The sequence below is a fragment of the Actinomycetospora chibensis genome (genome assembly GCF_028737215.1).
Classification (GTDB): domain Bacteria; phylum Actinomycetota; class Actinomycetes; order Mycobacteriales; family Pseudonocardiaceae; genus Actinomycetospora; species Actinomycetospora chibensis.
Genome location: NZ_JAQZAM010000011.1, coordinates 68,694 through 95,462, shown reverse-complemented (window position 1 = coordinate 95,462; position 26,769 = coordinate 68,694). Strand labels below are relative to the sequence as shown.

22 protein-coding genes are annotated in these 26,769 nt (G+C 75.6%); all 22 read left to right on the top strand.

The window, feature by feature from the left end:
- Positions 1-40 precede the first annotated feature (40 nt).
- The 22 genes from rsmH to PH189_RS17800 all read left to right on the top strand — a co-directional run bounded on the left by rsmH (position 41) and on the right by PH189_RS17800 (position 26,720).
- Positions 41-1,021 carry a 16S rRNA (cytosine(1402)-N(4))-methyltransferase RsmH gene (rsmH, locus tag PH189_RS17905; RefSeq protein WP_274190178.1) on the top strand — a complete coding sequence of 327 codons (981 nt, stop codon included), beginning with the start codon at positions 41-43 and terminating at the stop codon, positions 1,019-1,021.
- The gene (gene ftsL / locus PH189_RS17900) at positions 1,018-1,713 is read left to right on the top strand and encodes a cell division protein FtsL (RefSeq protein ID WP_274190177.1); all 696 of its coding nucleotides are present in this window, start codon (positions 1,018-1,020) and stop codon (positions 1,711-1,713) included. The genes rsmH and ftsL overlap by 4 nt, the downstream gene beginning before the upstream one ends.
- A gap of 206 nt (positions 1,714-1,919) precedes the next feature.
- A complete protein-coding gene (locus PH189_RS17895) occupies positions 1,920-3,671 on the top strand; it encodes a peptidoglycan D,D-transpeptidase FtsI family protein (RefSeq protein ID WP_274190176.1) in 1,752 nt (583 codons plus the stop codon).
- 206 nt (positions 3,672-3,877) lie between these two features.
- The gene (locus PH189_RS17890) at positions 3,878-5,389 is read left to right on the top strand and encodes a UDP-N-acetylmuramoyl-L-alanyl-D-glutamate--2,6-diaminopimelate ligase (protein WP_378014955.1); all 1,512 of its coding nucleotides are present in this window, start codon (positions 3,878-3,880) and stop codon (positions 5,387-5,389) included.
- The gene (locus tag PH189_RS17885) at positions 5,386-6,870 is read left to right on the top strand and encodes a UDP-N-acetylmuramoyl-tripeptide--D-alanyl-D-alanine ligase (protein WP_274190175.1); all 1,485 of its coding nucleotides are present in this window, start codon (positions 5,386-5,388) and stop codon (positions 6,868-6,870) included. The genes PH189_RS17890 and PH189_RS17885 overlap by 4 nt, the downstream gene beginning before the upstream one ends.
- Entirely contained in the window at positions 6,867-7,934 is a 1,068-nt protein-coding gene (gene mraY / locus PH189_RS17880; RefSeq protein ID WP_274190174.1) for a phospho-N-acetylmuramoyl-pentapeptide-transferase, read from the top strand. Before PH189_RS17885 ends, mraY begins: the two co-directional genes overlap by 4 nt.
- Entirely contained in the window at positions 7,931-9,445 is a 1,515-nt protein-coding gene (murD, locus tag PH189_RS17875; protein WP_274190173.1) for a UDP-N-acetylmuramoyl-L-alanine--D-glutamate ligase, read from the top strand. Before mraY ends, murD begins: the two co-directional genes overlap by 4 nt.
- On the top strand, positions 9,442-10,758 hold the full coding sequence (gene ftsW, locus PH189_RS17870) for a putative lipid II flippase FtsW (RefSeq protein ID WP_274190172.1): 1,317 nt from the start codon (positions 9,442-9,444) through the stop codon (positions 10,756-10,758). The genes murD and ftsW overlap by 4 nt, the downstream gene beginning before the upstream one ends.
- A 32-nt stretch (positions 10,759-10,790) precedes the next feature.
- A complete protein-coding gene (gene murG, locus PH189_RS17865; RefSeq protein ID WP_274190171.1) occupies positions 10,791-11,897 on the top strand; it encodes an undecaprenyldiphospho-muramoylpentapeptide beta-N-acetylglucosaminyltransferase in 1,107 nt (368 codons plus the stop codon).
- A complete protein-coding gene (gene murC / locus PH189_RS17860; protein WP_378014954.1) occupies positions 11,894-13,432 on the top strand; it encodes a UDP-N-acetylmuramate--L-alanine ligase in 1,539 nt (512 codons plus the stop codon). Before murG ends, murC begins: the two co-directional genes overlap by 4 nt.
- The gene (locus PH189_RS17855) at positions 13,429-14,334 is read left to right on the top strand and encodes a cell division protein FtsQ/DivIB (protein WP_274190170.1); all 906 of its coding nucleotides are present in this window, start codon (positions 13,429-13,431) and stop codon (positions 14,332-14,334) included. The genes murC and PH189_RS17855 overlap by 4 nt, the downstream gene beginning before the upstream one ends.
- Before the next feature lie 234 nt (positions 14,335-14,568).
- The gene (gene ftsZ / locus PH189_RS17850; RefSeq protein ID WP_274190169.1) at positions 14,569-15,930 is read left to right on the top strand and encodes a cell division protein FtsZ; all 1,362 of its coding nucleotides are present in this window, start codon (positions 14,569-14,571) and stop codon (positions 15,928-15,930) included.
- A gap of 88 nt (positions 15,931-16,018) precedes the next feature.
- Positions 16,019-16,726: a peptidoglycan editing factor PgeF gene (gene pgeF, locus PH189_RS17845; protein WP_274190168.1), complete on the top strand. Its 708-nt coding sequence runs from the start codon at positions 16,019-16,021 to the stop codon at positions 16,724-16,726.
- The gene (locus PH189_RS17840) at positions 16,723-17,466 is read left to right on the top strand and encodes a YggS family pyridoxal phosphate-dependent enzyme (RefSeq protein ID WP_274190167.1); all 744 of its coding nucleotides are present in this window, start codon (positions 16,723-16,725) and stop codon (positions 17,464-17,466) included. The genes pgeF and PH189_RS17840 overlap by 4 nt, the downstream gene beginning before the upstream one ends.
- Before the next feature lie 443 nt (positions 17,467-17,909).
- Positions 17,910-18,413 (top strand): cell division protein SepF, encoded by a 504-nt coding sequence (locus tag PH189_RS30530; RefSeq protein WP_378014956.1) that lies wholly within the window; start codon positions 17,910-17,912, stop codon positions 18,411-18,413.
- A 499-nt stretch (positions 18,414-18,912) separates the two neighbouring features.
- A complete protein-coding gene (gene wag31 / locus PH189_RS17830) occupies positions 18,913-19,863 on the top strand; it encodes a DivIVA-like cell division protein Wag31 (RefSeq protein ID WP_274190165.1) in 951 nt (316 codons plus the stop codon).
- A gap of 78 nt (positions 19,864-19,941) precedes the next feature.
- Complete coding sequence (locus PH189_RS17825) at positions 19,942-21,354, top strand: hypothetical protein (protein WP_274190164.1); 1,413 nt, start codon at positions 19,942-19,944, stop codon at positions 21,352-21,354.
- Between the two features lie 142 nt (positions 21,355-21,496).
- A complete protein-coding gene (locus PH189_RS17820; RefSeq protein ID WP_274190163.1) occupies positions 21,497-23,038 on the top strand; it encodes a potassium/proton antiporter in 1,542 nt (513 codons plus the stop codon).
- Positions 23,035-23,586, top strand: a complete 552-nt coding sequence (gene lspA / locus PH189_RS17815; protein WP_274190162.1) for a signal peptidase II — start codon at positions 23,035-23,037, stop codon at positions 23,584-23,586. Before PH189_RS17820 ends, lspA begins: the two co-directional genes overlap by 4 nt.
- Positions 23,583-24,512: an RluA family pseudouridine synthase gene (locus PH189_RS17810; protein WP_274190161.1), complete on the top strand. Its 930-nt coding sequence runs from the start codon at positions 23,583-23,585 to the stop codon at positions 24,510-24,512. Before lspA ends, PH189_RS17810 begins: the two co-directional genes overlap by 4 nt.
- Positions 24,513-24,562: 50 nt before the next feature.
- Positions 24,563-25,258: a hypothetical protein gene (locus tag PH189_RS17805; RefSeq protein WP_274190160.1), complete on the top strand. Its 696-nt coding sequence runs from the start codon at positions 24,563-24,565 to the stop codon at positions 25,256-25,258.
- A gap of 178 nt (positions 25,259-25,436) precedes the next feature.
- A complete protein-coding gene (locus PH189_RS17800; RefSeq protein ID WP_274190159.1) occupies positions 25,437-26,720 on the top strand; it encodes an NAD(P)/FAD-dependent oxidoreductase in 1,284 nt (427 codons plus the stop codon).
- The last annotated feature ends 49 nt before the right edge of the window (positions 26,721-26,769 follow it).

Sequence of the window (26,769 nt, the reverse complement as noted above, 5' to 3'; positions counted from 1 at the left end):
CGTGCGGGCCCCGGGACGACGAGTCGGTGAGGGGCGTTCGGTGGACGACGAGGGGCAGGAGCCGCAGTTCGCGCCCCCCCGTCACGTCCCCGTCCTGCTCGACCGCATCGTCTCCCTCTTCGAGCCGGCCCTCGCCGACCGGGACGCCGTGCTCGTCGACGCCACCCTGGGGGCCGCCGGCCACTCCGCCGCGCTGCTTTCTCGGCACTCGAGACTCACTCTTGTGGGTGTTGACCGCGACCGATCGGCGTTGCGACTCGCTTCTGAACGTCTGAGCGACTACGCCGACCGCACTCACTTCGTCCACGCCGTCTTCGACGCGATCCCCGACGTCCTCGACGACCTCGGGTTCGGCGGCGTCCAGGGCGTGCTCTTCGACCTCGGCGTGTCCTCGATGCAGCTCGACGAGGACGAGCGCGGCTTCTCCTACGCCCGCGACGCGCCGCTGGACATGCGGATGGACCCGACGACCGGCCCGACCGCGGCCGACGTCCTCAACACCTACGCGCCCGGCGACCTGGTGCGCGTGCTGCACGAGTACGGAGAGGAGCGATCGGCCCGGCGCATCGTCGAGGCCGTCGTGCGCGCCCGGCGGCGGGCTCCGTTGCGGACCAGCGCGGAGCTCGTCGCCCTCCTCGACGAGGCCATCCCGGCCGCCGCCCGCCGCACCGGCGGGAACCCCGCCAAGCGCACGTTCCAGGCGCTGCGGGTGGAGGTCAACGGCGAGCTGGACGCCGTCGCCGGCGCGATCCCGGCCGCGGTCCGCGCGCTGGCCGTCGACGGCCGGGTGGTCGTCATGTCCTACCAGTCCCTCGAGGACCGGATCGTCAAGCGCGTGCTCGCCGAGTACTCGCGCACCAAGGCCCCACCGGACATGCCCATCGTCCGGCCGGAGGACGAGCCCGAGCTGCGCCTGCTGACCCGCGGCGCGGAACGGGCCGATGAGGACGAGATCGCCGCGAACCCACGGGCGGCGTCGGTGCGGCTGCGTGCCGCGCAACGTATTCGGGAGGCCGCATGAGCACCGGGACCCTGACCGGCCCCCGCCCGGGCACGACGAGCACCCGGCCCGCGTCGCGGGACACGGGTACGCGCCGTCCCACGGTCCCGACGCGCGCGGCGACGGCGTCCCCGACCCGGACGGCGGACACGCGCGCCTCCGGCATCGCCCCGTTCGTCCTCCTCATCATGGTGCTGCTCACCGGGGGGCTGGTGGCGACGCTGTGGCTCTCGACGGCGGCTGCGGCCGACTCCTACCGACTCGACGAGGCCCGGCAGGTGGCGCGCGACCTCTCCGAGCAGAGCGAGCGCCTCCACCGCGACGTCGAGGCCGCGCAGTCGGCGCCCGCGCTGGCCGCCGCCGCCCGGGCCCAGGGCATGGTGCCGGCGGGGGAGCCCGCGGTGCTGGTGATCGCTCCCGACGGGTCGTCCCAGGTCGTCGGAGACCCGAAGCCCGCCCAGGCGGTCGCCCCGCCGCCGCCGGTCGCGGTCCCCGCCACCCCGCCCGCCCAGAACGACGGCGCCCAGAACAACGGCGCCCAGGCCGCCACCGACGGACAGCCCGCCCCGGCACCGGCCGGTGCGGCGGCGGCCGAGGACCAGCTGGTCGCGGTGCCGGACGCGACCCCCGACACCACCCCGGACCCGGCGAACTCCGAGACCACCCCCGACTCCGCGGCGGCCGCCGACGACGCCTCGCCGGCGGCCCCCTGATGCCGCGTGGCTCCGGGACCATGAGCCGGGCGACCACGAGCCGGGCCACCCTGAGCCGGCCGCCGGCGCGCGGCCCGGGCGTGCGGGGCCCCGGCGGCCGTCGCCCGTCACCGCCGCCGCCCCCGCCGCGGCAGGGGGGGCGGGGGCCGCGGGGCCGCCCGGCCCCACGGCCGCCGGACCCGCGGCGCCGCCTGCGGGTCGGCCGCGTGATCCTGGTGGCGGTCCTCCTGCTGTGCACCCTCAAGCTCGTCGAGGTCCAGGGCCTGCGTGCGGGGGACCTCTCCGCCGACGCCGCCCGACAGCGCACGACGAAGCTGGTCGTGCCCGCCGAGCGCGGCGCGATCCTCGACCGCTACGGCACACCGCTCGCCTTCAGCGTCGAGGCCAAGGCGCTCGTCGCGAACCCGCGGCGCATCACCGAGGACTGGAACGACCCCGCGGTCCGCAGCCAGCCGGGCTCGCCGACCCCGGACCAGCGCAAGTCGGCGATCGCCCTGGGCATCGGGCGCATCCTCGGCCTCGACCCCGGCCCGATCTTCGCGTCGCTGACCTCGGACCGCAGCTACGTGGTGCTCGCCCCGCTGGTCGACCCCGGGGCCGCGCGCCAGGTGCGCGAGGCGTTCCCCGAGATCGCCGAGGAGGACCGCGAGTCGCGGCAGTATCCCGCGGGCGACGTGGCCGCGACCGTCGTCGGCAGCGCCGCCTGGAACATGGACCGCCAGAAGATCCGCGGGTCGATCGGGCTGGAGAGCGCGCTCGACACCACCCTCGCCGGTCAGGACGGCTTCCGCGTCGTCGACACCGCGGAGGGCAGCGACGCCGTCATCCCCGGCACCACGCGCGCCGAGCAGCCCGCGCAGGCGGGTCGTGACATCGTCCTGACCCTCGACACCGACCTGCAGTACGCCGTCGAGCAGCGCCTGCGGGAATACACCGCCCGCGTCGGCGCCCGCAACGGCAGCGCGGTCGTCCTCGACGCGCGCACCGGCCAGGTGCTCTCGATGGCCAACTCCGGGTCGTTCAACCCCGCCTCCCCGGGCGCGCCCGGGGCGCAGCTGAGCAACCCGTCGGTGACGTCGCCGTTCGAGCCGGGCTCGGTCAACAAGCTCGTGACGATGGCCGCGGCCCTCGAGGCCGGCGTGGCCCGGCCCGAGGACGTCCTCCAGGTCCCGGGCAGCATCCGCGTCGCCGACCGCACGATCAGCGACGCCTGGTCCCACGGCACGATCAACCTCACGCTCAACGGCGTGCTCGGGCGCTCCTCGAACGTGGGCACGCTGATGACGGCCCAGCGCGTGGGCCCCGACCGGTTCGCGTCGATGCTCGAGTCGCTCGGCATCGGCACCCGGACCGGCATCGAGCTCCCGGGTGAGAGCCCGGGGTCGGTGCCGGCCCGCGAGGACTGGTCGGGCAGCACCTTCGGCAACCTGCCCATCGGCCAGGGCCTCTCGATGACCACGCTGCAGATGGCGAGCATGTACCAGGCCGTCGCCAACGACGGCGTGCGCGTGCCGCCGCGGGTGGTGGAGGCCGAGGTCGGGGCCGACGGCGTCCGCACCCCGTCGCCGACGCCCGAGGGCGTGCGGGCGATGAGCCCGGAGACCGCGCGGACGATGCGCGACATGCTCCAGTCGGTGACCCAGGACGGCCGCGGCGGCAACCGCGGCACGGGGCCGCAGGCGGCGATCCCGGGCTATCCGGTAGCCGGCAAGACGGGGACGGCCCAGCAGGTCGACCCGGGCTGCGGCTGCTACTCCCAGTCGAACTACTGGATCACCTTCGCCGGCATGTTCCCGGCCCAGGACCCCCGCTACGTCGTCGCGCTGATGCTCGACCGCCCGCCGGGCGGCGACTCCGCCGCGCCGCTGTTCCACGACATCGGCGCCTACCTCGCCCAGCACGGAGCCGTGCCGGTGTCCACGGCGCCGCCGCGCCAGGTGCCGCTCACGCTCCCGTGATGCTCCTGTGACTCCCGATGCAGGCCACAGGGCCTGCGGAGGGACGACGGAGACGGTGAGTAGCCTTCGCGACCGTGCCTGCCGCACCGCCGAGAACCACCGATGACGCCCCTGGACCCGCTCCGGGGCGGGGTGGTGACGGCACCGCGGGCGCGGTCGGCGGAGGCCTCGGGGACGGCCCTCCGCGTCCCCTGCGCGTCACACCCGTGACGGTCACCGAGGTGGTCGCCCGGCTGCGGGAGACCGGCTCCGTGGAGATCGTCGGCGAGGCCGACGCCCGGCTCACCGGGGCCACGCTGCGTGCGCACGAGGTGCGTCCCGGCGACCTGTTCGCGGCCCTGCCCGGCAGTCGTGCGCACGGCGCCGACTTCGTGGGCGACGCGCTGGCCCGCGGCGCCGCGGCCGTCCTCACCGACGCCGACGGGGCCGCCCGTCCGGTGCTGCGCGAGGCCGCCCTCGAGGCTGCCGTCCCCGTCCTCGTGCACCCCGACCCCCGTGCCGCGATCGGGCCCGCCGCGGCGCGGATCTACGGCGACCCCTCGACGCGCCTCGACGTGCTCGGCGTGACCGGCACCAGCGGCAAGACGACGACCGTCTACCTGCTCGAGGCCGCGCTCGCCGCCGCCGGGGCGCGCACCGGGCTGATCGGCACCGTCGAGACCCGCCTGGGCGGGCGGCGGCTGCCCAGCTCCTTCACCACGCCCGAGGCGCCCGACCTGCAGGCCCTCCTCGCGACGATGGTCGACGAGGGCGCGACGCACGTGGCCATGGAGGTCTCCAGCCACGCGCTGAGCCTCGGCCGCGTCGCCGGCACCCGGTTCGCGGTGGGCGCGTTCACCAACCTGTCGGCGGAGCACCTCGACTTCCACGCCGACATGGAGGACTACTTCGCGGCCAAGGCGCGCCTGTTCGACGGGCGCTCCGCGGCCGAGGTGGTCTGCATCGACTCGGCGTGGGGCCAGCGCCTGGTCCGCGAGGGCGCCGGAGAGAAGAAGACGGTCACCGTCGGCACCCCCGAGGCCGACTGGCACGCCGCCGACGTCGTCGCCCTCCCGGACGGCACCCAGCGCTTCACCGCGCACGGCCCGGACGGGCTCGCGCTGCCGGTCACCCTGCGGCTGCCCGGCGCCTTCAACGTCACCAACGCCCTGCTCGCCCTCGCCTGTGGGCACGCCGCGGGCGAGGACCCCGCCGCGCTCGCCCGCGGGCTCGCGGAGGTCCGGGTGCCCGGCCGGATGCAGCGCGTCGAGGCCGGCCAGCCGTTCCTCGCCGTCGTCGACTACGCGCACAAGCCCGCCGCGGTCGGCGCCCTGCTCGAGACGCTGCGGGCCCAGGCCACCGAGACCGGCGGACGCGTGCTCACCGTGCTGGGCTGCGGCGGTGACCGCGACCGCGCCAAGCGCCCGGTGATGGGCCGGCTGGGCGCCCAGCTCTCCGACCACCTCTGGGTCACCGACGACAACCCCCGCACCGAGGACCCGGCCGCGATCCGCGCCGCGGTGCTCGACGGCGCCCGCGAGGTGCCCGGCGCCGTGGTCGACGAGATCGGCGACCGCCGCGCCGCCATCGCCGCGGCCGTGGCCGAGGCGCGCCCCGGCGACGTCGTCGTGGTCGCCGGCAAGGGCCACGAGACCGGCCAGCAGGTGGGGGCCGAGAAGCTCCCGTTCTCCGACGTCGAGGAGCTCGAACGGGCGCTGCGGGCCGGTGGTCCCCGGTGATCGAGCTGACCCTCGCCGACGTCGCCCGTGTCACCGGCGGGCGGCTGCACCGCGCGTCGGGCGACGAGCGCATCACCGGCTCCGTCGAGTTCGACAGCCGCGCCGTCACCCCGGGCGGGCTGTTCGTCGCCCTGCCCGGCGAGCGGGTCGACGGGCACGACTTCGTCGACGCCGCCACCGCGGCCGGCGCCGCCGGTGTGCTGGCCGCCCGTGAGGTGGACGCGCCGGCCGTGATCGTGCCGCCGGTGTCGGGCACCTCCAGCTCCTACGTGCTCGCCGCGGACGCCGACGGCGCCGGCGCCGGGGTCCTGGCCGGGCTGGCCGCGCTCGCACGCCACGTCGTCGACACCCTCGCCGCCGCCATCGGACCTGGGGCTGGGCTGTCGGTCGTCGGCATCACCGGCTCGTCGGGCAAGACGTCGACCAAGGACCTCACCGCGCACCTCCTCGAAGGAGCGGGCCCCACCGTCGCCCCGCCCGGGTCGTTCAACAACGAGCTCGGGCACCCCTGGACCGCCCTGCGCGCCACCCGCGAGACCCGTCACCTCGTCCTCGAGCTCTCCGCCCGCGGGCCCGGCCACGTCGGGGCCCTGTGCCGTGTCGCGCCGCCGCGGATCGGCGTCGTCCTCAACGTCGGCTCGGCCCACCTCGGCGAGTTCGGCTCGCGGGAGGCGATCGCACAGGCCAAGGGCGAGCTGGTCGAGGCCCTGCCGGCTGCTCAGGACGGCGGCGTCGCCGTGATCGGCGCCGACGACCCGGTGGTGGCGGCCATGGCGCAGCGCACCGCGGCGCGCGTCGTCCACACCGGACGGGCGCCCGCGGCGACGGTCCGGGCGGTCGACGAGCACCTCGACGACGCCGGGCGCGCGACGTTCCGGCTGGTGACGCCCGCGGGCGAGACGCCGGTGACCCTCGGCCTGCACGGCGCCCACCACGTCGACAACGCGCTGGCCGCGGCGGCCGTGGCGCTCGAGTCGGGCCTGGACCTCGACACCGTCGCCGCGCGCCTCGCCACCGCGGCGCCGCGCTCGCGCTGGCGCATGGAGCTCACCGAGCGTCCCGACGGCGTCCGCGTGCTCAACGACGCCTACAACGCGAACCCGGAGTCGATGCGCGCCGCGCTGGCGACGCTCGCCGCGATGGGCGGGCGCCACACCGCCGTGCTCGGCGTCATGGCCGAGCTCGGCGACGACGCCCCGCAGGCGCACACGGAGCTCGGCCGCGAGGTCGCCCGCACCGGTGTGCAGCGGCTCGTCGTGGTCGGGGGCGACGGCCCGGTCGCCGCGCTGCACGAGGCCGCGGCCGCGGGCGGCGTCGACTCCCACCTGGTGCCCGACGCCGCGGCGGCGGCCGACATGATCAGCGCCGGCGTCGCGCCGGGCGACGTCGTCCTGGTGAAGGCCTCCCGCTCGGCGGGACTCGAGCGGGTCGCCCAGATGCTGGTGGACGGCGCGCTGGTGAACGGGAGAGGAGCCCGATGAGGGGCGTGCTGGTGGCGGCGGGCGTCGCGCTGGCCGTGTCGATCCTGCTGACCCCGTACGTGATCCGGCTGTTCATCAAGCAGGGGTTCGGCCAGGAGATCCGCGAGGAGGGGCCGCAGAGCCACCGCGGCAAGCGCGGCACCCCGACGATGGGTGGCGTCGCGATCCTCGTGGCGGTGTGGGCGGGCTACCTGGTCGCCCACCTGGTGGGCGACGTCGCGATCTCGGCGTCCGGCCTGCTCGTGCTCATGCTCATGACGTCGTTGGGCGTCGTCGGCTTCCTCGACGACTTCATCAAGATCCGGCGGCAGCGCAACCTGGGGCTGAACAAGACCGCGAAGCTGGTCGGCCAGCTCGTCACGGCCGTGCTGTTCGGCGTGCTCGCGCTGCAGTTCCCGGACGAACAGGGGCTGACGCCGGCGTCGCCGAACCTGTCGTTCGTCCGCGACATCGCGGTGGTCAGCCTCGGCGCGGTCGGGTTCGTCGTCTTCTGCTACCTCGTGGTGACGGCCTGGTCGAACGCCGTGAACCTCACCGACGGGCTCGACGGCCTGGCCGCCGGGACGTCGGCGATGGTGCTGGCGACCTACCTGATCGTGTCGTTCTGGCAGTTCCGCAACGCCTGCGGGATGCAGATCGAGGCCGGCTGCTACCAGGTGCGCGATCCCCTCGACGTCACGCTCGTCGCGGCCGCGGCGATGGGCGCATGCATCGGCTTCCTGTGGTGGAACGCGGCCCCGGCCCGCATCTTCATGGGGGACACGGGCTCGCTGGCGCTCGGCGGGCTGTTCGCCGGCCTCTCGATGGTGACCCGCACCGAGCTCCTGCTCGTCGTCCTGGGCGGCGTCTTCGTCGTCGAGGCGCTGTCGGTGGTGCTGCAGGTGGCCGTCTTCCGGACGACGCGACGGCGACCGTTCCGCATGGCCCCGTTCCACCACCACTTCGAGCTCGCGGGCTGGGCCGAGACGACGGTGATCATCCGCTTCTGGCTGCTCGCGGCGATCTGCTGCGCGCTGGGGCTGGGCCTGTTCTACAGCGAGTGGTTGGCGGCGTCGGGCGGATGACGGCCTGGCACGACCGCCACGTCCTCGTCGCCGGGGCCCGGCGGACCGGGGTGTCCGTCGTCGACGTGCTGCTGCACCTCGGGGCCCGGGTGACGGTCGCGGACGGCGACCCGGCCCAGCTGGACCTGCTCGGCGACCGCCCGGTGGCCCGCACCCGCGAGCTGTCGGCCCTGCCCGAGGGTGCCGACCTCGTGGTGACCAGCCCCGGCTTCCGCACCGACTCGCCGCTGGCGCTCGCGGCACGCGCGGCGTCGGTGCCGATGGTCGGCGAGCCGGAGCTCGCCTGGTGGCTGGGCGACGACCCGGCGATCTGCCCGGACGGGCCACCGCGCTGGCTCGTGGTCACCGGCACCAACGGCAAGACCACCACCACGACGATGCTCGAGGCGATCCTGCGCGCGGCGGGGGAGGACACCGTCGCCTGCGGCAACATCGGCCTGCCCGTCGTGGACGCGCTGCGGGCGGGCCACCGGGTGCTGGCGGTCGAGCTGTCGAGCTTCCAGCTCGAGTGGTCGCCCTCGGTGCGCCCCTTCGCCGGGGCGGTGCTCAACCTCGCCGAGGACCACCTCGACTGGCACGGCTCGATGGCCGCCTACGGCGCCGCGAAGGCGCGGGTGCTGCGCGGTGACGTCGCGGTCGCGGGCCTCGACGACCACGAGGCCGCCGCGCTGCTGATCGCCGCGCCGGCGCCGCGCCACGTCGGCTTCACCCGGGGCGAGCCCGGTCCCGGCGAGCTGGGGATCGTCGACGGGCACCTCGTGGACCGGGCGTTCGGTGCTCCCGAGGCCGACCCCGACGCAGACGCCGTACCGCTCGCGCCGGTCGGCGACGTCGCCCCGCCCGGCCCGCCCGGGGAGCTGAACGCCCTGGCCGCGGCTGCCCTGGCCCGCGCGCACGGGGTGGCGCCCGAGGCGGTGGCTGCCGGTCTGCGCGCGGTCGCCCCCGGCCCGCACCGCGGTGCCGTGGTGGCCGAGGCCGGCGGGGTCCGGTGGGTCGACGACTCGAAGGCCACCAACCCGCACGCCGCTGCGGCGTCCCTCGCCGCGCACCCCCGCGTCGTCTGGGTGGCGGGCGGCCTGCTCAAGGGTGCCGACGTCGGCGAGCTCGTCGTCGCCCACCGCGACCGGCTCGCGGGGGCCGTCGTCCTGGGCCGCGACCGGGACCGCGTCCACGCCGCGCTCACGCGACACGCCCCCGAGGTCCCCGTCCTCGACGTGGGCGGGGGTGACGATGGGCCGGTGAGCGACGACCGGCAGGACCCCGACGCAGGCATGCGCGGCATGACCAGGGCGGCCCGGGCCGCCGCCACCCTGGCCGCACCTGGCGACACCGTGCTGCTCGCCCCCGCGGCTGCGTCCATGGACATGTTCCGCGACTACGCGGCGCGCGGCGACGCGTTCGCCGCCGCCGCGCGCAGCGTCGCCGGCGGGGTGGGCCCGCACGGAGCGGCGTCGCCCCCCGACCCGGATCCCGCCCCCGAGACCGTGAGCGGGCCCGGCGGCGCAGCGTGAGCGCGCCGGCCCGGCGGCCACGGGAGCGCCCGGCGCGTCCGGGTGTCCTGGCCCAGGCCCGGACGGCCCTGCACCAGTGGCTCGAACGCCCGCTGACCTCCCTGCACCTCGTGCTCGCGGTGTTCGGGCTGCTCACCGCCCTCGGGCTGGTCATGGTGCTGTCGGCGTCCGCGGTGTCGGCGTACGCCGCGGGCGGCTCGTCCTACGGCGTGTTCTTCCGGCAGTCCGTGTTCGCGATGATCGGGCTCGTCCTGTTCTGGATCGGCCTGCGCGTCCCGCCGCGGCGCCTGCGGGCGGCGAGCCCGTGGTTGCTCGCGGGCTGCCTGGTGCTGCTCGTGCTCGTGCTGGTGCCGGGCCTCGGTGCCGTGGTCAACGGCTCGCGCAGCTGGTTCCGCGTCGCGGGGCTCTCGCTGCAGCCCTCGGAGCTCACGAAGATCGCGCTGGCGCTCTGGGGCGCGCACGTCCTCGTCCGCCACCGCCCGCACCCGCGGACCTGGCGCGCTGCGCTGCTGCCGTTGTTGCCGGTCGCGCTGCTGGTCCTCGTGCTGGTGCTCGCCCAGCCCGACCTGGGCACGACGATCTCGCTCATGATCATCGTCTTCGCGCTGCTGTGGTTCGCGTGCGCGCCGCTGGGCCTGATGGCGTTCATCGTCTCGAGCGGGGTCGTGGCCTCGGTGGTGCTCGGCGTCGTCGCCACCTACCGGCAGAGCCGGATCACCGCGTTCCTCAACCCGGACACGGCCGACCCGCTCGGCCCGGCCTACCAGGCGCGCCAGGCGTTGTACTCCCTCGCCGACGGCGGCCTGTTCGGCGCGGGCCTGGGGCAGGGGCGGGCGAAGTGGGACTACCTGCCCAACGCCGACAACGACTTCATCTTCGCGATCATCGGCGAGGAGCTGGGGTTCGTCGGGGCGGGCGCGGTGATCGCCCTGTTCGTCACGCTCGCCTACGTCGGTCTGCGGATCGCCGCGCGCAGCGTGGACCCGTGGATCCGCGTGGTCGCCTCGACGCTCACCGTCTGGCTGGTGGCGCAGGCCTGCATCAACATCGGCTACGTCGTCGGACTGCTGCCGGTCACCGGCATCCCGCTGCCCCTGGTGTCCTCGGGTGGCACGTCGCTGGCGCTCGCCCTGTTCTCCGGCGGCCTGCTCGCGAACTTCGCCCGCCACGAGCCCGAGGCGGCCGCCGCCCTGCGCGCCCACGGGCAGGGACGTCTCGCCCGGGTCCTGCGGCTGCCCGAGCCGAGCCTGCCGCGCGCCGCCGCGACCGACCGACCGGCGCGACGGGACGGACCCCGGGGAGGGGGCCGGTGAACGCGCCAGGGGCGGCCCCGGACGATGGGGGGATGACGTCGAACGAGCCCTCGGTGGTGGTGGCGGGCGGCGGCAGCGCCGGCCACGTCGAACCGGCCCTGGCCACCGCGGACGCGGTGCGCCGGTTGCGCCCCGACGCCCGGATCACGGCGCTCGGCACCGAACGGGGTCTCGACACCCGCCTGATCCCGGCGCGCGGCTACCCGCTCGAGCTGATCCCGCCGGTGCCGTTGCCGCGCAAGCCCAACGTCGACCTCGCGAAGCTGCCGCTGCGCGTGGTCCGCTCAGTGCGGCGCACCCGCGCGGTCCTGCGGGAGGTGGGTGCCGACGTCGTCGTCGGGTTCGGCGGCTACGTCTCCCTGCCCGCCTACCTGGCCGCGGCCTCGATGCGCCTGCCGATCGTGGTGCACGAGGCGAACGCCCGCGCCGGCGTGGCCAACAAGGTCGGCGCCCGGTTCGCAAGGGCCGTGTGCGCCGCGGTGCCGGGCAGCGGGCTGGCCGGGGCGGAGGTCATCGGCATCCCGCTGCGCCGCGAGATCACCGAGCTCGACCGGGCCGGGCTGCGCGCCGAGGCCCGCGCGCACTTCGGGCTCGACCCGCAGGGGCCCGTGCTGCTGGTGTTCGGGGGCTCGCAGGGCGCCCGCTCGCTCAACGAGGCCGTGTCCGCGGCGGTCCCGGCGCTCACCGCGGCCGGGGTGTCGGTGCTGCACGCCCACGGGCCGAAGAACGCGCCGGCCATCGAAGCGCCCGGGTACCACCCGCTGCCCTACCTCGAGCGCATGGACCTCGCCTACGCCGCCGCGGACGTCGCGCTGTGCCGGGCAGGCGCGATGACCGTCGCCGAGGTGTCCACCGTGGGTCTGCCCGCGATCTACGTCCCCCTGCCGCACGGCAACGGCGAGCAGGCGCTCAACGCCCGCCCGGTGGTCGACGCCGGCGGCGGCCTGCTCGTCGCCGACGCCGACCTGACCGGCGAGACGGTCTCCTCCCTGGTCACCGGCCTCGTCGGCGACCCCGACCGGCTCGCCGCCACCGCCGCGGCGGCCCGGCGTTCGGGGCACGCGGGGGCGGACGAGACACTGGCCGCCACGGTGCTCGAGGCAGCCGGCGCGAGCGTGAGCGGGAGGACCCGGACATGAGCCCGACGGACCAGGTGGAGCACCACCACCCCGCGGCCGACCCCGCGACCGACTCCGCCACCGACTCCGGGGTGCCGCCCCTGCCGCGGCTCCTGTCGCGGGTGCACTTCATCGGGGCCGGCGGCGCGGCGATGAGCGGGATCGCGCGCATCCTGCTGGCGCGCGGGGCGATGGTGTCCGGGTCCGACGCCAAGGACTCGCGTGCGGTGCTCGCGCTCCGGGCGCTCGGCGCCGAGGTCGCGGTCGGCCACGACGCGCACAACCTCGACCTCCTTCCCGGCGGGCCCACCTGCCTCGTCACGACGAAGGCCGTGCACCAGGCCGACCCGGACAACCCCGAGCTGCTCGAGGCCGCCGCGCGCGGCATCCCCGTGCTCCACCGCTCCGCGGTGCTCGCCGAGCTCATGGCCGACCACCGCGCCGCCTGCGTGTCGGGCAGCGCGGGCAAGACGTCGACCACGTCGATGCTCGTCGTCGCGCTGCAGGCCTGCGGCACCGACCCGTCGTTCATGATCGGCGGCGACCTGCTGTCGTCGGGATCGAGCGCGCACCACGGCCTGGGTGACGTCTTCGTCGCCGAGGCCGACGAGAGCGACGGCTCGTTCCTGGCCTACTCGCCGGCCGTCGCGATCGTCACCAACGTCGAGCCCGACCACCTCGACCACCACGGCACCGTCGAAGCCTACGTCGCGGTGTTCGACGCCTTCGCCGCACGGATCGAGCCGGGCGGGGCCCTCGTGGTCTGCGCCGACGACCCGGGCGCCGCCGCGCTCGGCGTCCGCGCGGAGGAGGCGGGCGTACGGGTGCGCCGCTACGGGCGCGCCGCCACCGGTCCCGAGGACGCGCACGTGCTCGACTACCGCGCCGAGGGCGCGCTCGGGATGCTGCGGCTCGCGGTGGCGGGGGAGGAGATCGAGCTGCGCCTCGCCGTCCCCGGCGAGCACCAGGCCCTCAACGCCTGCGCCGCCCTGCTCGCGGGCCTCGACCTCGGCGCCCCGCTCGACGAGCTGCTCGGCGGTCTCGCCGGGTTCGACGGGGTGCGGCGGCGCTTCGAGTTCCGCGGCAGCGCCGACGGGGTGCGGGTGTACGACGACTACGCCCACGCGCCCACCAAGGTCGCGGCCCAGCTGCGCGCCGCCCGCCCGGTGCTCGGCGGAACCGGGCGGCTGATCGTGGCCTTCCAGCCGCACCTCTACTCGCGCACCCGCGACTTCGCCGCCGAGTTCGGCGCCGCCCTGTCGCTGGCCGACGAGGTCGTGGTGCTCGACGTGTACGGCGCCCGCGAGCAGCCCGAGCCCGGCGTTAACGGCGAGCTCATCGCCCGCCAGCTCACGCTGCCGCCCGAGCACGTGCACTACGAGCCCTCCTGGGGGCAGGTCCCGGCGCTGCTGGCCGACCTCGCCCGTCCCGGCGACCTCGTCGTCACCATGGGGGCGGGCGACATCACCGTCCTCGGCCCCGAGGTGATCTCCGAGCTGGAGCGCCGCGTCGACCGGGCCGAGGCCGGCGTGCCCCCGGGGATCGAGCCACGGTGACCGGCCCGGCCCGCTCCACCGGACGCCCGGGCCGGGCGGGCCGGTCGGGTCGGGCGGGCCGGGGAGATCGCTCCGAGCGGACGGCCCGCGCCGACGGCGCCGAGCGCCAGGAGCGGGCGCGGCAACGCCGGACCGGTGGCGCCGGCGCCCGCCCGTCGGGCGCCGCGGCCGGCTCGCCGGGACGCGCCCGGCGGGTCGCCCGCGCCCCGGTGTCCCGTCCGGCGCACCGCCGCCGGAGCCTCTGGGCGGGCCTGGCCGTGTCGCTGGTGCTGGTCGCCGTGCTCGTGTGGCTCACCGTCTGGTCGCCCCTGCTCGACGTCCGCGACGTCGAGGTCGTCGGAGCGGCGCCCGACCAGGTCGAGGCGGTGCGCGCGGCCGCGGCCGTCGCGCCGGGCAGGTCGCTGCTCTGGCTCGACGGCGACGACGTGGCGGCGAACGTGCGGACCCTGCCCCGCGTCGCGTCGGTCGACGTGTCCCGCGATTACCCGGGGACCCTCGTGGTCTCGGTGACCGAGCGCGAGCCGGTGCTCGCGGCCCCGTCGCCCGCCGGCGGCGTGCTGCTGGTCGACGCCACCGGCTTCGGGTACCGCACGATGCCCGAGCGCCCGCCGGGCATCCCGGCCCTCGCGCTGCCGCCGGGCATCCTCCCGTCGCCCGACGAGCCGGGCACCCGGTCCGCCGCCGACGTGGTCGTGGCCCTGCCCGCGGCGCTGCGGGCCGACGTCGTCGAGGTGCGCGCCAACGGCCGTTTCGACGTCGGCTTCGTCCTCACCGGCGACCGCACGGTCCGCTGGGGCGCCGACGCGGACAACGAGCGCAAGGCCGCGGTCCTCGCCGCCCTGCTGACCCGCCCGGGCGTGGCGTACGACGTCTCGACGCCCGACCTCGCGGTGGTGCGCTGACAACCCTCGCTGACAACCCTCGAGGAGCACTCGAGAGTGTCGACCGCCCGGCGAGTGGGTGACGTGAGGTGCGGACACGCCCGGCGCGCCTCGTGGAAATGCCGTGCCACGCCTGCCTACCGTGCCTACGTCGGACAGCGGCCCCTCAACATAAACCTCCACTCGAGGTCGAGGGTTGCGACACGCCGGACCCGGACGACCACCGTTGCCAGACCCCGCACGAAAGGCGAACTCATGACGCCCCCGCACAACTACCTGGCCGTGATCAAGGTGGTCGGCATCGGTGGTGGCGGCGTCAACGCCGTCAACCGCATGATCGAGGTCGGCCTCAAGGGCGTCGAGTTCATCGCGGTGAACACCGACGCGCAGGCGCTGCTCATGTCGGATGCGGACGTCAAGCTCGACGTCGGCCGCGAGCTCACCCGCGGTCTCGGTGCCGGCGCGGCCCCGGACGTGGGCCGGCGCGCCGCCGAGGACCACCGCGAGGAGATCGAGGAGGTCCTCAAGGGGGCCGACATGGTCTTCGTGACCGCGGGCGAGGGCGGCGGCACCGGCACCGGCGGCGCGCCCGTCGTCGCGAGCATCGCCCGCAAGCTCGGCGCCCTGACGATCGGCGTCGTCACGCGGCCCTTCAACTTCGAGGGCAAGCGCCGCGCCACCCAGGCCGAGAACGGCATCACCGAGCTCCGCAACGAGTGCGACACGCTGATCGTCATCCCCAACGACCGCCTCCTGCAGCTGGGCGACGTGGGCCTCTCGCTGATGGACGCCTTCCGCAGCGCGGACGAGGTGCTCCTCTCCGGTGTCCAGGGCATCACCGACCTGATCACCACGCCGGGTCTGATCAACCTCGACTTCGCCGACGTCAAGAGCGTCATGAGCGGGGCGGGCAGCGCGCTGATGGGCATCGGCGCGGCACGCGGGGAGAACCGCGCGGTCGAGGCGGCCGGCAAGGCGATCAACTCGCCCCTGCTCGAGGCGTCGATGGACGGCGCGTACGGCGTGCTGCTCTCGATCGCCGGCGGCTCGGACCTCGGCCTGTTCGAGATCAACGAGTCGGCGTCGCTGGTCCAGGAGGCCGCGCACCCCGAGGCGAACATCATCTTCGGGACGGTCATCGACGACTCGCTGGGCGACGAGGTCCGCGTGACCGTCATCGCCGCGGGCTTCGACTCCGGGTCCCCCACGCACAAGAAGCTCGAGCCCCAGGCCCTCGGGTCGACACAGGGCTCGTCGACGTCCACCGCGAGCGCCCAGGCCGGGCAGGTGCAGCGGCCGCCGGCCGGCACCCACGCCTCCCACGTCTCCCACGTCGGCGGACCGTCGGCCGCGGTCTCAGCGGCCCCGACGGTGCCCGGCTCGACGCCGGCCGTCGACCGCGCGTCGGTGGAGCGTCCTGCGGAGACCCCGGCGCCGGCGACCGCCTCCTCGAGCAACGGCTCGCCGGCGGGCACGGCCACCGCTCCCGCGGCGTCCACCGCCGCCTCCACCGCCACCTCCACCGAGGGCTCCTCGACCACCCCGCCGCGCGAGGCGCCGTCCGCCCGCACCGCGGACGAGGACGACGTGGACGTTCCCTCCTTCATGAGACGCTGAGGGAGTGGCGGTCCGCTCCGGAAGCAGCAGTCCCGCGCGTCCCCGGGATCCCGGGGACGGGGGAGCTGCGCCCGTCCGCATCCGCCGTGTGGTCACCACCCGCGCCGGCGGCCGGTCGGTGGCGCCGTACGACTCGTTCAACCTCGGCGACCACGTCGGTGACGACCCCGCGGCCGTCGCCGCCAACCGTCGCCGTCTCGGTCAGGGCATCGGCCTGGGTCCCGAGCGCGTGGCCTGGATGAACCAGGTGCACGGCACCGACGTCGCGACGGTCTCCTCGGCCGACGGGCCCACCCCGACGGCGGACGCGCTCGTGACCGACCGCCCGCGCCTCGCGCTGGCCGTCGTCGTGGCCGACTGCGTGCCCGTGCTGTTCGCCGACCCCACGGCCGGCGTCGTCGGCGCCGCCCACGCCGGGCGGCGCGGGGCGGCCGACGGGATCCTCGCGCGCACGCTCGAGGCGATGACCGAGCTCGGCGCCGAGACCGAGCACGTCGAGGTCCTCCTCGGCCCCGCGGTCTGCGGCCTCTGCTACGAGGTCCCGGCGGAGATGCGCGACGAGGTCGAGGCCGCCCTGCCCGGCAGCGCCGCCACCACGCGGATCGGCACCCCGGGCCTCGACCTGCGCGCCGGGCTGCGCCGCTCGCTGGCCGACCTGGGCGTCACCCGCGTCGACACCGACACGCGCTGCACGTTCGAGGACGACCAGCTGTTCAGCCACCGCCGCGCTGTGCACACCGGTGGGCCCACGGGTCGCCTCGCTGCGGTGACGTGGTGGGAGTACCCGCGGCCGTGACCGAGGCCGTGGCGGGGGCGCGGGACGACGGCGAGCGACGGGCGGAGCTGGCCGGGTCGCTGGCCGCCGTGCGCGAGCGCGTGGCGGCGGCCGCCCGGTCCGCGGGGCGGGACCCCGCCGAGGTCGGGCTGCTCGCCGTCACCAAGACCTGGCCCGCCTCGGACGTCGCGCTGCTCACCGACCTCGGGCTGACGGCCTTCGGGGAGAACAAGGAGCAGGAGGGCGCGGCGAAGGCCGCCGAGCTCGCCGCCCTGCGCCCGGACGTCGCGGCGCACTGGCACGTCGTGGGCCGCCTGCAGCGGAACAAGGCGCGGTCGCTGGCGCGGTGGGCGCACGCGGTGGACTCGGTCGACTCCGCCCGCCTCGTCGACGCCCTCGAGCGCGCCGCCGCGGCCGCGTTCGAGGCGGGGGAGCGGACCACGCTGCTCGAGGTCCTCGTGCAGGTGAGCGTGGACGGCGATCCCGACCGCGGCGGGACGCCGGTCGACGAGGTCCCAGGCCTGGCCGACCGCGTCGCCGCCTGCGCGCACCTGCGGCTGGGCGGGGTGATGGCGGTGGCGCCGCAGGGCGTCGAGCCGCGCGAGGCCTTCGCCACGGTGTGGGAGGTCGCGCAGGGGGTACGCGCGACGCACGCGGGTGCGGTGACGCTGTCGGCCGGGATGTCCGGGGATCTGGAGGCAGCCGTCGAGTACGGGTCGACGGTCGTGCGTGTCGGAACGGCCTTGCTCGGGCGGCGGTGAGCTAGCGTCCCCTGTGAGTGAACGACACGGATGTGACTCATGCGCTGCACGGGGCGCGGGGTCCCCGTCGGACAGGGGAGACCGCCATGACCACTCTGCACCGAGTGAAGGCTTACTTCGGCATGGTCCCGGCCGACGAGCTGGACTCGTACGACGGATACGACGACGACCGGTACGACTCCGAGCGTGACCGTCGCCCCGTCGACCGGCACACCGGCGACCGGCACCCGGTCGACCGCCACCGTTACGCCGCGGACCGCTTCGACGACCGGTTCGACGACCGCGACGGCGGATACGACCGCTACGGCCGCGGCCGGCGCGAGGACCGCGACGAGCAGGAGCGCTACGACCGCTACGACCGGTACGAGGAGCGCCGGACGCCGCGTCCGCGCGACCCGGAGGTCACGGAGATCCGCCGCGAGGAGGAACCCGCCACCGAGACGGTGTCGCGGGCCGGTCGCGGGCGCAGCTGGGCCCACAACACCGGGCCGAGCCACACCTCGGTGCGCCCCACCACCCACCGCACCCCGCCGTCGTTGTCGTCGGCGTCCGCCGGCGGCTCGTCCGGCCCGGCGTCGTCCTCGGCGTCCGACACCGCCGCGACCCCGGCCGTGAAGGGCCCGACGGCGGTGCCGTCGGTCGCCCCCGACCCCGACCCGGCGAGCGGGCCCGCCGAGATCACCTCGCTGCAGCCCAAGAGCTACAACGAGGCCCGACTCATCGGCGAGCGCTACCGCGACGGCATTCCGGTGATCATGAATCTCACGGAGATGGACGACGCGGGCGCCAAGCGCCTCGTCGACTTCGCCGCCGGCCTCGCCTTCGCCCTGCGCGGCTCCATCGAGAAGGTCACCAACCGCGTGTTCCTCCTCTCACCGCCGAACGTCGAGGTGTCCGCCTCGGACCGTCGGAAGCTGGCCGAGAAGAACTACGCGTCGACCTCCTGAGAACTGCCTGAGAGGACCTGAGAAGATCGCCCGCGGCGTCGGGTGTCACACCCGCGCCCGCCGGAGGGATGGACGGGGTGTGCGGCGCCCTACAGCCCTCGTACAGCCCTCGCCTGGCTGCGGCACGCGGCCGAACGGGCGACGCGAGGTCCGGCGCGCCGGATGGGCGTTCCTGTGCGCCGAGCGCGCTCCCGAGGGCTCGCGGCTGCCCTCCGGCCCCGGCGGTCCCAGGATCCGCTCCTGTCACCGCACGTAGAGGGACACGGAACGTCACGACCCGACCGGCGGATCGCCCCGCGACCCGAGAATCGGTAGGTCTGTGGGTTTCCGGGGGCCCGCAGGTGGCGCTGCGTCACCATTCGGGCGTCGAGGGCAGCGCGTCACTGGACCCGTCCATTATGGTTCTGTCGCTCGCAGCGGCCATACTCTGCGAGTGGCGGAGCTCGAAGAGCCCGAGGTACCTGGGGTTCCGCAGCCGAGGAGTGCTTGAGGAGATCCGATGCCGCTGACCCCCGCCGACGTTCACAACGTCGCGTTCAGCAAGCCACCGATCGGGAAACGTGGCTACAACGAGGACGAGGTCGACGCGTTCCTCGACCTCGTCGAGGCCGAGCTCGGCCGGCTGCTGGAAGAGAACAACGACCTGCGCGAGCAGGTGGAGCAGCTCGAGCAGCAGCTCTCGACGGCCCACGCCGATCTCGACGACGCCCGCAGCAAGGCCGCCGCCGCGCCGAGCCAGAGCTCGGGTCCGGCCACGCAGGTCTCGGCGCCGCCGCCGAGCCGGCCCGTGGAGGACGCGCCGCGCACCGTGCAGCAGCCGATGCCGCCGCAGCAGCCCCAGCAGCAGCCGATGCCGCAGACGCAGCAGACGCAGCAGGGCGTCGTGCCCCCGCCCTTCGGCATGTCCGAGCAGGGTGGCCAGGGTGCCGCCGCCAACGGTGGCGACCACCACGTGCAGGCCGCGAAGGTGCTCGGTCTCGCCCAGGAGATGGCCGACCGGCTCACCGCCGAGGCCAAGTCCGAGGCCGACGGCATGCTCACCGACGCGCGCACCAAGTCGGAGCAGCTGCTCTCCGAGGCGCGCACCAAGTCCGACAGCATGGTCAACGAGGCCCGCACGCGCGCCGAGACGATGCTCAACGACGCGCGCACCCGCGCGGAGACCCTCGAGCGCCAGGCCCGTGACAAGGCCTCGACCCTCGAGCGCGACGCGCAGCGCAAGCACAACGAGACGATCAGCCTCATCGAGCAGCAGAAGGGCGGGCTCGAGAAGAAGATCGACGAGCTCCGGACCTTCGAGCGCGAGTACCGCACCCGTCTCAAGACCTACCTCGAGTCGCAGCTGCGCGACCTGGACGGCCGCGGTTCCGCCGCGCCGGACAACGGCCGCAACGGCAGCGGCGGGTACGCGACCAGCGGCTACGGCTCGCGGGCCGAAGCCGGCAGCTAGGGACGCTGCGGCCCGCGCCACCCTCGGAGGTGGCGCGGGTGAGAGGCCCCGAGCCGCCCCGAGGTAGGAGTCCGACCGTTGCTGCTCCTCGTCCTTCTCTGCGTCCTGGTCGCCTTCGGGCTCCTGGTGGTCGCCGTCGTCACCTCGGTGGCGACGTGGGCCTGGGGATCCGTGGTGGCCAGCGTCCTGGCCGCCGCCCTGCTGATCGCCGACGTCATCCGCCGGCGCAAGCGGGAGCGGGAGGGTCGACGCCCGTCCGACGACCCTGTCTCGTCCACGGCGTCGTCGGGGTCGTCAGGACCGTCCTCGCCGAGTTCGCCGTCCTCCGGGTTCGCCCCGGGAGTCCACTCCTCGGGCCCGGGACAGGGCTCCCCGGAGACGGCGGCCCCGACCTCGGCCGGTCCGGCCTCGACCCCGGGCTCGCCGGTGCCCCCGGTCCAGGCCGGCGGGCGCGGTCCGCAGCAGGACGCGGGCACGGTGGCCGTCGGGACAGGGCCGCAGGGACAGAGCCAGCAGGGTCCGGGTCCGCAGGGTCAGGGTCCGGCTTCGGGTCCGCAGGGTCCGAACGGCCAGGGCGGCCCGGGCGGACCTCCACAGAGCGGTGCCGCCCCGCAGGGCCGGCCCGGTGAGCGGGCCGAGCGCGACGGGACAGCCGGGCGTATCGCCGGGGTGGCGGGCGCCGCCGGTCCCGCGGGTGGCGCGGTCGCGGCCGGTGCGGCCTCCACGCGCGGTGGGGACGCTTCTCCGGGCGCGGACCGGACCTCGCGCTGGATCACCACCAACGCCCGCCCCGGCTCCGAGCCGTCCCGTGTCGCCGGTGCCCCTCAGGGGTCGTTGCTGCTCGGGACGCTCCCCATGCCAGGCACCCCTGCCGAGGCGCGCCTGGGCGGCGGAGCGGCGCCGACGGGTGCTCCGAGCACCCCGGGCGGCATGCCGTCCCGCGGTGCTCCCGGGCAGCCCGGCGGCGACGAGGCGGCCACCACCCGCCTCGACATGAACGACCTCGCCCGCATGCGGCACGTCTCGGCCGACGGCGCTGCGCCGGCGGGCCGGTCCGACGGGGGCGCCGCCAACGGCGGCCCGCCGCCCGGGCAGCCGCCGCAGGGACCGCCCCCGGGCCAGTCTGCGCAGGGCCAGTCTGCGCAGGGCGCCGGGCGTCCGCCCGGTGGTCCGCCGCCCGCTGGTCCGCCGGCTGGTGGTCCTCCGCCCGGTGGGGCACCGAGCGCCCCGCCGCCCCCGCCGCCGGCGTCCCAGCCGGAGGAGGAGGCCGTCGACGACGGCGCCCGCCAGGCGATGGCCGACCACGACGACGAGGTCCTCGTCATCGACGAGGAACCCCTCTTCCACCTGGGTCGCTGCAGCTACCTGTACGGCCGCGAGGTCATCCCGCTGCCCGCCTCCGAGGCGGTGGAGCTCGGGTTCACGGGCTGCTCCTGGTGCACTCCGGTCGCGGCGCTCACCGGGCCCCGCAGCGCCGACACCCGCCGATGATCGACCTCTGACCCACCTCTGAGAGACCACAGCACGAGCGCGACGAGCCGGTGAAGCGGCTCACCGCGTCCACATCCCGGGCGAACCGGGCACTCCGCGATCGCTAAGGTCGTGCCCTCCTGGAGGGGAGGGGATACGCCACGTGGACGATCTGCCCCTCCTGCTCGGCGTCGGTGCGGTCGTCGTCCTCGTCTCCGTGCTCGCGGTGCGCCTGTCCACCCGCGTCGGCCTGCCCTCGCTGCTGATCTACCTCGCGATCGGGGTGGCGCTGGGGGAGTCGGGCCTGGGCATCCGGTTCGACGACGCGGCACTCACCCAGGCGCTCGGCGTCGCCGCCCTCGTCCTGATCCTCGCCGACGGCGGCCTCTCCACCCGGTGGACGACGGTCCGCCCGGCCCTGGGTCTCGGTGTCGCGCTCTCGACGATCGCCGTGGCCGTGAGCATCGGGGTCACCGGGCTGGCCCTGTGGGCGCTGCTCGGGCTCGACCTGCGGATCGCCTTCCTCTGGGGCGCGGTGCTCTCGTCGACGGACGCGGCCGCGGTGTTCAGCGTGCTGCGCAACCTCGGCCTCAAGGGCCGGCTGGTCGGCGCGCTCGAGCTGGAGTCGGGGCTCAACGACGCCCCCGTGTTCCTCGCCGTGGTGCTGCTGTCGTCCACCGCGGCGCTGAGCTGGACCGACCCGCTGCTGGTGGTCTACGAGCTCGTCGCGGGTGGGCTGCTCGGCGCCGCGCTCGGGCGGCTGGGCGCGCTGGGCCTGCGCCGGGCCGCGCTGCCGGCCACCGGGCTCTACCCGCTGGCCACGCTGTCCGTCTGCATCCTGGCCTTCGCCTCGGCGCAGCTCCTGCACGCCTCGGGCCTGCTCGCGACCTACGTCGCGGCCCTGGTCCTCGGCAACTCGACGCTGCCGCACCGCGAGGGCAGTCGGTCGTTCGCCGAGGGTCTGGGCTGGCTCGCCCAGATCGGGCTGTTCGTGCTGCTCGGGCTCTTCGTCTCCCCGGACCGCCTGGGGGCCGCGCTCGTCCCGGCGCTGATCGCCGGCGCGGTGCTGCTGTTCGCGGCCCGCCCGCTCTCGGTCGTCGCGGCGGCCGCGTTCGCGCGCGTGCCGTGGCGCGAGCAGGCCTTCCTGTCGTGGGCCGGCCTGCGGGGGGCCGTGCCGATCGTGCTGGCCCTCATCCCGCTCACCGAGGGCCTGCCCGGCGCCCAGGCCCTCGTCGACGCCGTGTTCGTGATCGTCGTGGTGCTCGTCCTGGTGCAGGGCACGACGCTGCCGCTCGTCGCCCGCGCCCTCGGGCTCGCCGGGGACTCGAAGGTCGAGGAGATCGAGGTCGACGCGGCGCCGCTGGACACCCTGCGCGCCGACCTCCTGCAGATGACCGTGCCCGTGGGGTCGCGGATGCACGGCGTCTACGTCCGCGAGCTGCGCCTGCCCGAGGGGTCGGGGCTCAGCCTGGTCGTGCGCGACGGCGCGAGCTTCACCCCGCAGGGCGCGAGCCGCATCCAGGAGGGCGACCAGCTGCTGGTCGTCACCACCGAGACGGCGCGGGCCGCCGCCGAGGAACGCCTGCGCTCGGTCGACCGGTCCGGGCGTCTCGCGCGCTGGCGCGGCGACACCGGCGGGTCCCCGTCGCTGCGCCGGCGACGGGACGGCGAGGACGGGACGGCTCCTGGGACGATGGAGCGGTGAGCAGCGCACCCACCGAGCCGGACAGCGTGCCGGAGGCATCCCGGGACCTCCCGCCGAGACGGCTCGCCACCCTCGCGGTGATCGCGGCGGTGGTGATCTCCCTCGACCTCGTCACCAAGATCGTGATGGTGTCGTGGCTCGCCGACGGCGAGCGGGTGCCGCTGATCGGCGACCTCGTCTCGTTCACGCTGGTCCGCAACCCCGGTGCGGCGTTCTCGTTCGCGACGGGCATGACCTGGGTGCTGACGCTCGTCGCGCTGGCGGTCGTGATCGGGATCATGCGGTTCGCCCGGCGCCTGCGCTCGCGCGGCTGGGCGGTGGCGCTCGGACTGGTGCTCGGCGGGGCGCTGGGCAACCTCGTCGACCGCTTCTTCCGCGGACCGGGCCCGCTGCAGGGCCACGTCGTCGACTTCGTCTCCGTCGGCTGGTTCCCGGTGTTCAACGTCGCCGACTCCGCGATCACGATCGGCGGGGTGCTGCTCGTGCTGCTCGCGCTGATGGGCCGCGACCTCGACGGATCGTCGACGAGGGACGGGTCGACGGCATGAGCCTGCGCACGCTGCCCGTCCCCGACGGGCTCGACGGGATGCGGCTGGACGCGGGGCTCTCGCGGATGCTGGGCCTCTCGCGCACCGTCGTCGCGGAGCTCGCGTCGGACGGCGCGGTCCGGCTCGACGGCGCGCCCGCCGGGAAGTCGGACCGTCTCGTCGCGGGTGCCTGGCTCGAGGTCGAGATCCCGGAGCCGGAGCAGGCGGCGCTCGTCGTCACGGCCGAGGCCGTCGAGGGACTGGTCGTGCTCCACGAGGACGACGAGATCGTCGTCGTCGACAAGCCCGTCGGCGTCGCCGTGCACCCGAGCCCCGGCTGGTCGGGCCCGACCGTCGTCGCCGGGCTCGCCGCGCTGGGCATCCGGATCGCCACCGGCGGCGCCGCTGAGCGCCAGGGGATCGTGCACCGGCTCGACGCCGGCACCACCGGGGTGATGGTGGTGGCGAAGTCGGAGCGCGCCTACTCGGTGCTCAAGCAGGCGTTCCGCGAGCGCACCGTCGCGAAGGTCTACCTCGCGGTGGTGCAGGGCCACCCCGATCCGAGCGAGGGCACGATCGACGCGCCGATCGACCGTCACCCCAAGCACGACTGGCGGTTCGCCGTCGTCACCGACGGCCGGCCCAGCGTGACCCACTACCGCACCCTCGAGGCGTTCCGCGCCGCGTCGCTGCTGGAGGTCGAGCTCGAGACGGGGCGGACCCACCAGATCCGCGTGCACTTCTCCGCGGTGCGCCACCCGTGCGTCGGCGACATCACCTACGGCGCCGACCCGACGCTCGCCCGCACCCTCGGCCTGACCCGCCAGTGGCTGCACGCCCACCGCCTCGGCTTCCACCACCCCGGCGACGGTCGCTGGGTGGAGTTCGTCAGCGAGCCGCCCGCCGACCTGGCGGGGGCGCTAGAGACCCTGCGGGCGGCGAGCTGAACGCCCCCGGGGACGAGCCCGACGACGGGCCCGTCCTGCGCTGGCCGACGGTGGCGATCGTGCTCGCCGTCGTGCTGGTGATCGCCCTGCTGACCGCGTGGGTGGCGGGGGCCGGCAGCATGCCGTCGCAGGGCGTGCCCGGGAGCACCGATGCCACCCGTCTCGGGCCGGCGCCGGGGGAGACCGTCACGGGGTACCTGGCGCGCGCCGCCGCGGTGCCGCCGGGGCCGTCCGGGCCGCGCCCCGCGCTGGTCCAGTTCGCGACCGAGCAGGATCTCGCCGGCGCGGCGGCGGCCGTCGCGGGCACCGAGGCGACCGCGCGGGAGGCCGTGTTCCGGGTGCCGCTGCCGCGGGTGCAGACGGCGCTGCGCGGGGTGACGCTCGACGCCACGGGCACGGTCGACCCCGTCGCGGCGCTGCGCCTCGCCGAGGCACGGGCGGACAACCAGGCGGGGGAGCAGGCGCGGACGTCCTCGGGTCGCCCCGCCGCCGTGGCGGCCGCCGAGTCCGCCCGCCTGTCGGCCGGCTGCGCGTGCGTCGTCGCCCTCGTCGTCGAGACGGACCCGGCCGCGCTCCCCGTCCTGCGCGCCCGTCCCGGGGTGCGGGCGGTGGAGGTCGCCCCGGCCGGCGCGCAGATCTCCGCGCTCGCGGTGTCGCCGCTGCTGCCGGAGCAGACCGACGACGGGCGGGATCCACCGGAGACCGTCGGGCCGGTCCCCGACGACGGCCCGGTGCCGGCGGGATGACCGCCCGGCGCGTGTGAGGGGGCCGACAACCGTCGGAGAGTCCTCGGACCCTCCGGTCCGGCGTGGTGGAGGACGATGGAGGGTACGACTCCGAGGAACGCCCGACGGCCCGGTGGTCCGGTTCCTGAATCGAACCGGCCAGCACCGACGGGTACGAGCGCGAGAGGAGCACGGCACCATGACCACCGATCTGTCGTCCCGGGGCGAGCCCACGGGGACGTCGATCACGGATGCCGACCCGCGCCCGCACGTCGTCGTGCTCGGCGCCGGGTTCGCCGGTCTCGCCGCCGTCCGCGCCCTGCGCAAGGCGCCGGTGCGCGTGACCCTCGTCGACCGGCACAGCTACAGCACGTTCCAGCCGCTGCTCTACCAGGTGGCCACCGGCGCGCTGAACCCCGGCGACATCACCTACGGCGCCCGCGGCTTCGCCGCCCACACCGGCGCGCGCTTCCGCAAGGGCGAGGTCCTCACAATCGACCCGGAGACCCGGACGATCTCCCTCGACCTCGGGCCCGATCTGCACTACGACTACCTGGTGATCGCCAACGGCGTGACCACCAACTACTTCGGGGTGCCCGGGGCCGCCGAGAACGCCTACCCGATCTACACGCGCGCCGAGGCCCTCGCCGTGCGCGACCGGATGACGGGCTACCTCGACCAGATCGCCGCCACGGGCGAGCGCCGCGGCGCCTCGGTCGTGGTGGTCGGCGGCGGTGCCACCGGCGTGGAGATGGCGGGCACGCTCGCCGAGCTGCGCAACACCGTGCTGCCCGACCGGTACCCGGAGCTCGATCCCTCCGAGGTCAACGTCGTGCTCGTCGAGATGACCGACAAGGTGCTCCCGCCGTTCGCGCCGCGCCTGCGGGAGTACGCCGCCACGCAGCTGCGGGCACGGGGTGTCGAGCTGCGTCTCGAGGCCGCGGTCAAGGAGGTCCGGCCCGATTCGGTGCTCCTCGCCGATGGCACCGAGCTCGAGGCCCAGATGACCATCTGGGCCACCGGCGTCGCCGCCCACGAGCGGGTGAAGAGCTGGGGCCTGCGGCAGGGCAAGGGCGGCCGGATCGTCGTCGGGGGCGACCTCCGCGTGCCGGAGCACCCCGAGATCCTCGTCGCCGGGGACATCGGCGTCATCGAGGACGACCCGCTGCCCCAGCTCGCGCAGCCGGCGCTCCAGAGCGGCGGGCACGCGGGCCGGACGATCGCCCGGCTGCTCGCGGGCGAGCCCACCGAGCGCTTCCACTACAGGGACAAGGGCACGATGGCGACGATCGGGCGCGGCTCGGCCGTGGCCGACGTCGCCCACGGGCCCAAGCTCGTCGGCGTGCTCGCGTGGCTCATCTGGATGTTCGTGCACGTGTTCGCGCTACTGGGTAACCGGAACCGGATCATGGTGTCGCTGGGCCTGACCTTCCGCTACCTCGCGCAACGACGCGGGCAGATGGTGGTCGGCGACCCGGGCTGACGCCCGCTGTGACCGAGGCGGCCTGCCTGCGCGTGCCCTCGCCGGGCAT

Bases quoted from the DNA above. Each gene is read 5' to 3' on its own strand.
- ftsL (WP_274190177.1), top strand. From the start codon at position 1,018: ATGAGCACCGGGACCCTGACCGGCCCCCGCCCGGGCACGACGAGCACC.
- mraY (WP_274190174.1), top strand. From the start codon at position 6,867: ATGAGGGGCGTGCTGGTGGCGGCGGGCGTCGCGCTGGCCGTGTCGATC.
- murD (WP_274190173.1), top strand. From the start codon at position 7,931: ATGACGGCCTGGCACGACCGCCACGTCCTCGTCGCCGGGGCCCGGCGG.
- murG (WP_274190171.1), top strand. From the start codon at position 10,791: ATGACGTCGAACGAGCCCTCGGTGGTGGTGGCGGGCGGCGGCAGCGCC.
- murC (WP_378014954.1), top strand. From the start codon at position 11,894: ATGAGCCCGACGGACCAGGTGGAGCACCACCACCCCGCGGCCGACCCC.
- ftsZ (WP_274190169.1), top strand. From the start codon at position 14,569: ATGACGCCCCCGCACAACTACCTGGCCGTGATCAAGGTGGTCGGCATC.
- wag31 (WP_274190165.1), top strand. From the start codon at position 18,913: ATGCCGCTGACCCCCGCCGACGTTCACAACGTCGCGTTCAGCAAGCCA.
- PH189_RS17810 (WP_274190161.1), top strand. From the start codon at position 23,583: ATGAGCCTGCGCACGCTGCCCGTCCCCGACGGGCTCGACGGGATGCGG.
- PH189_RS17800 (WP_274190159.1), top strand. From the start codon at position 25,437: ATGACCACCGATCTGTCGTCCCGGGGCGAGCCCACGGGGACGTCGATC.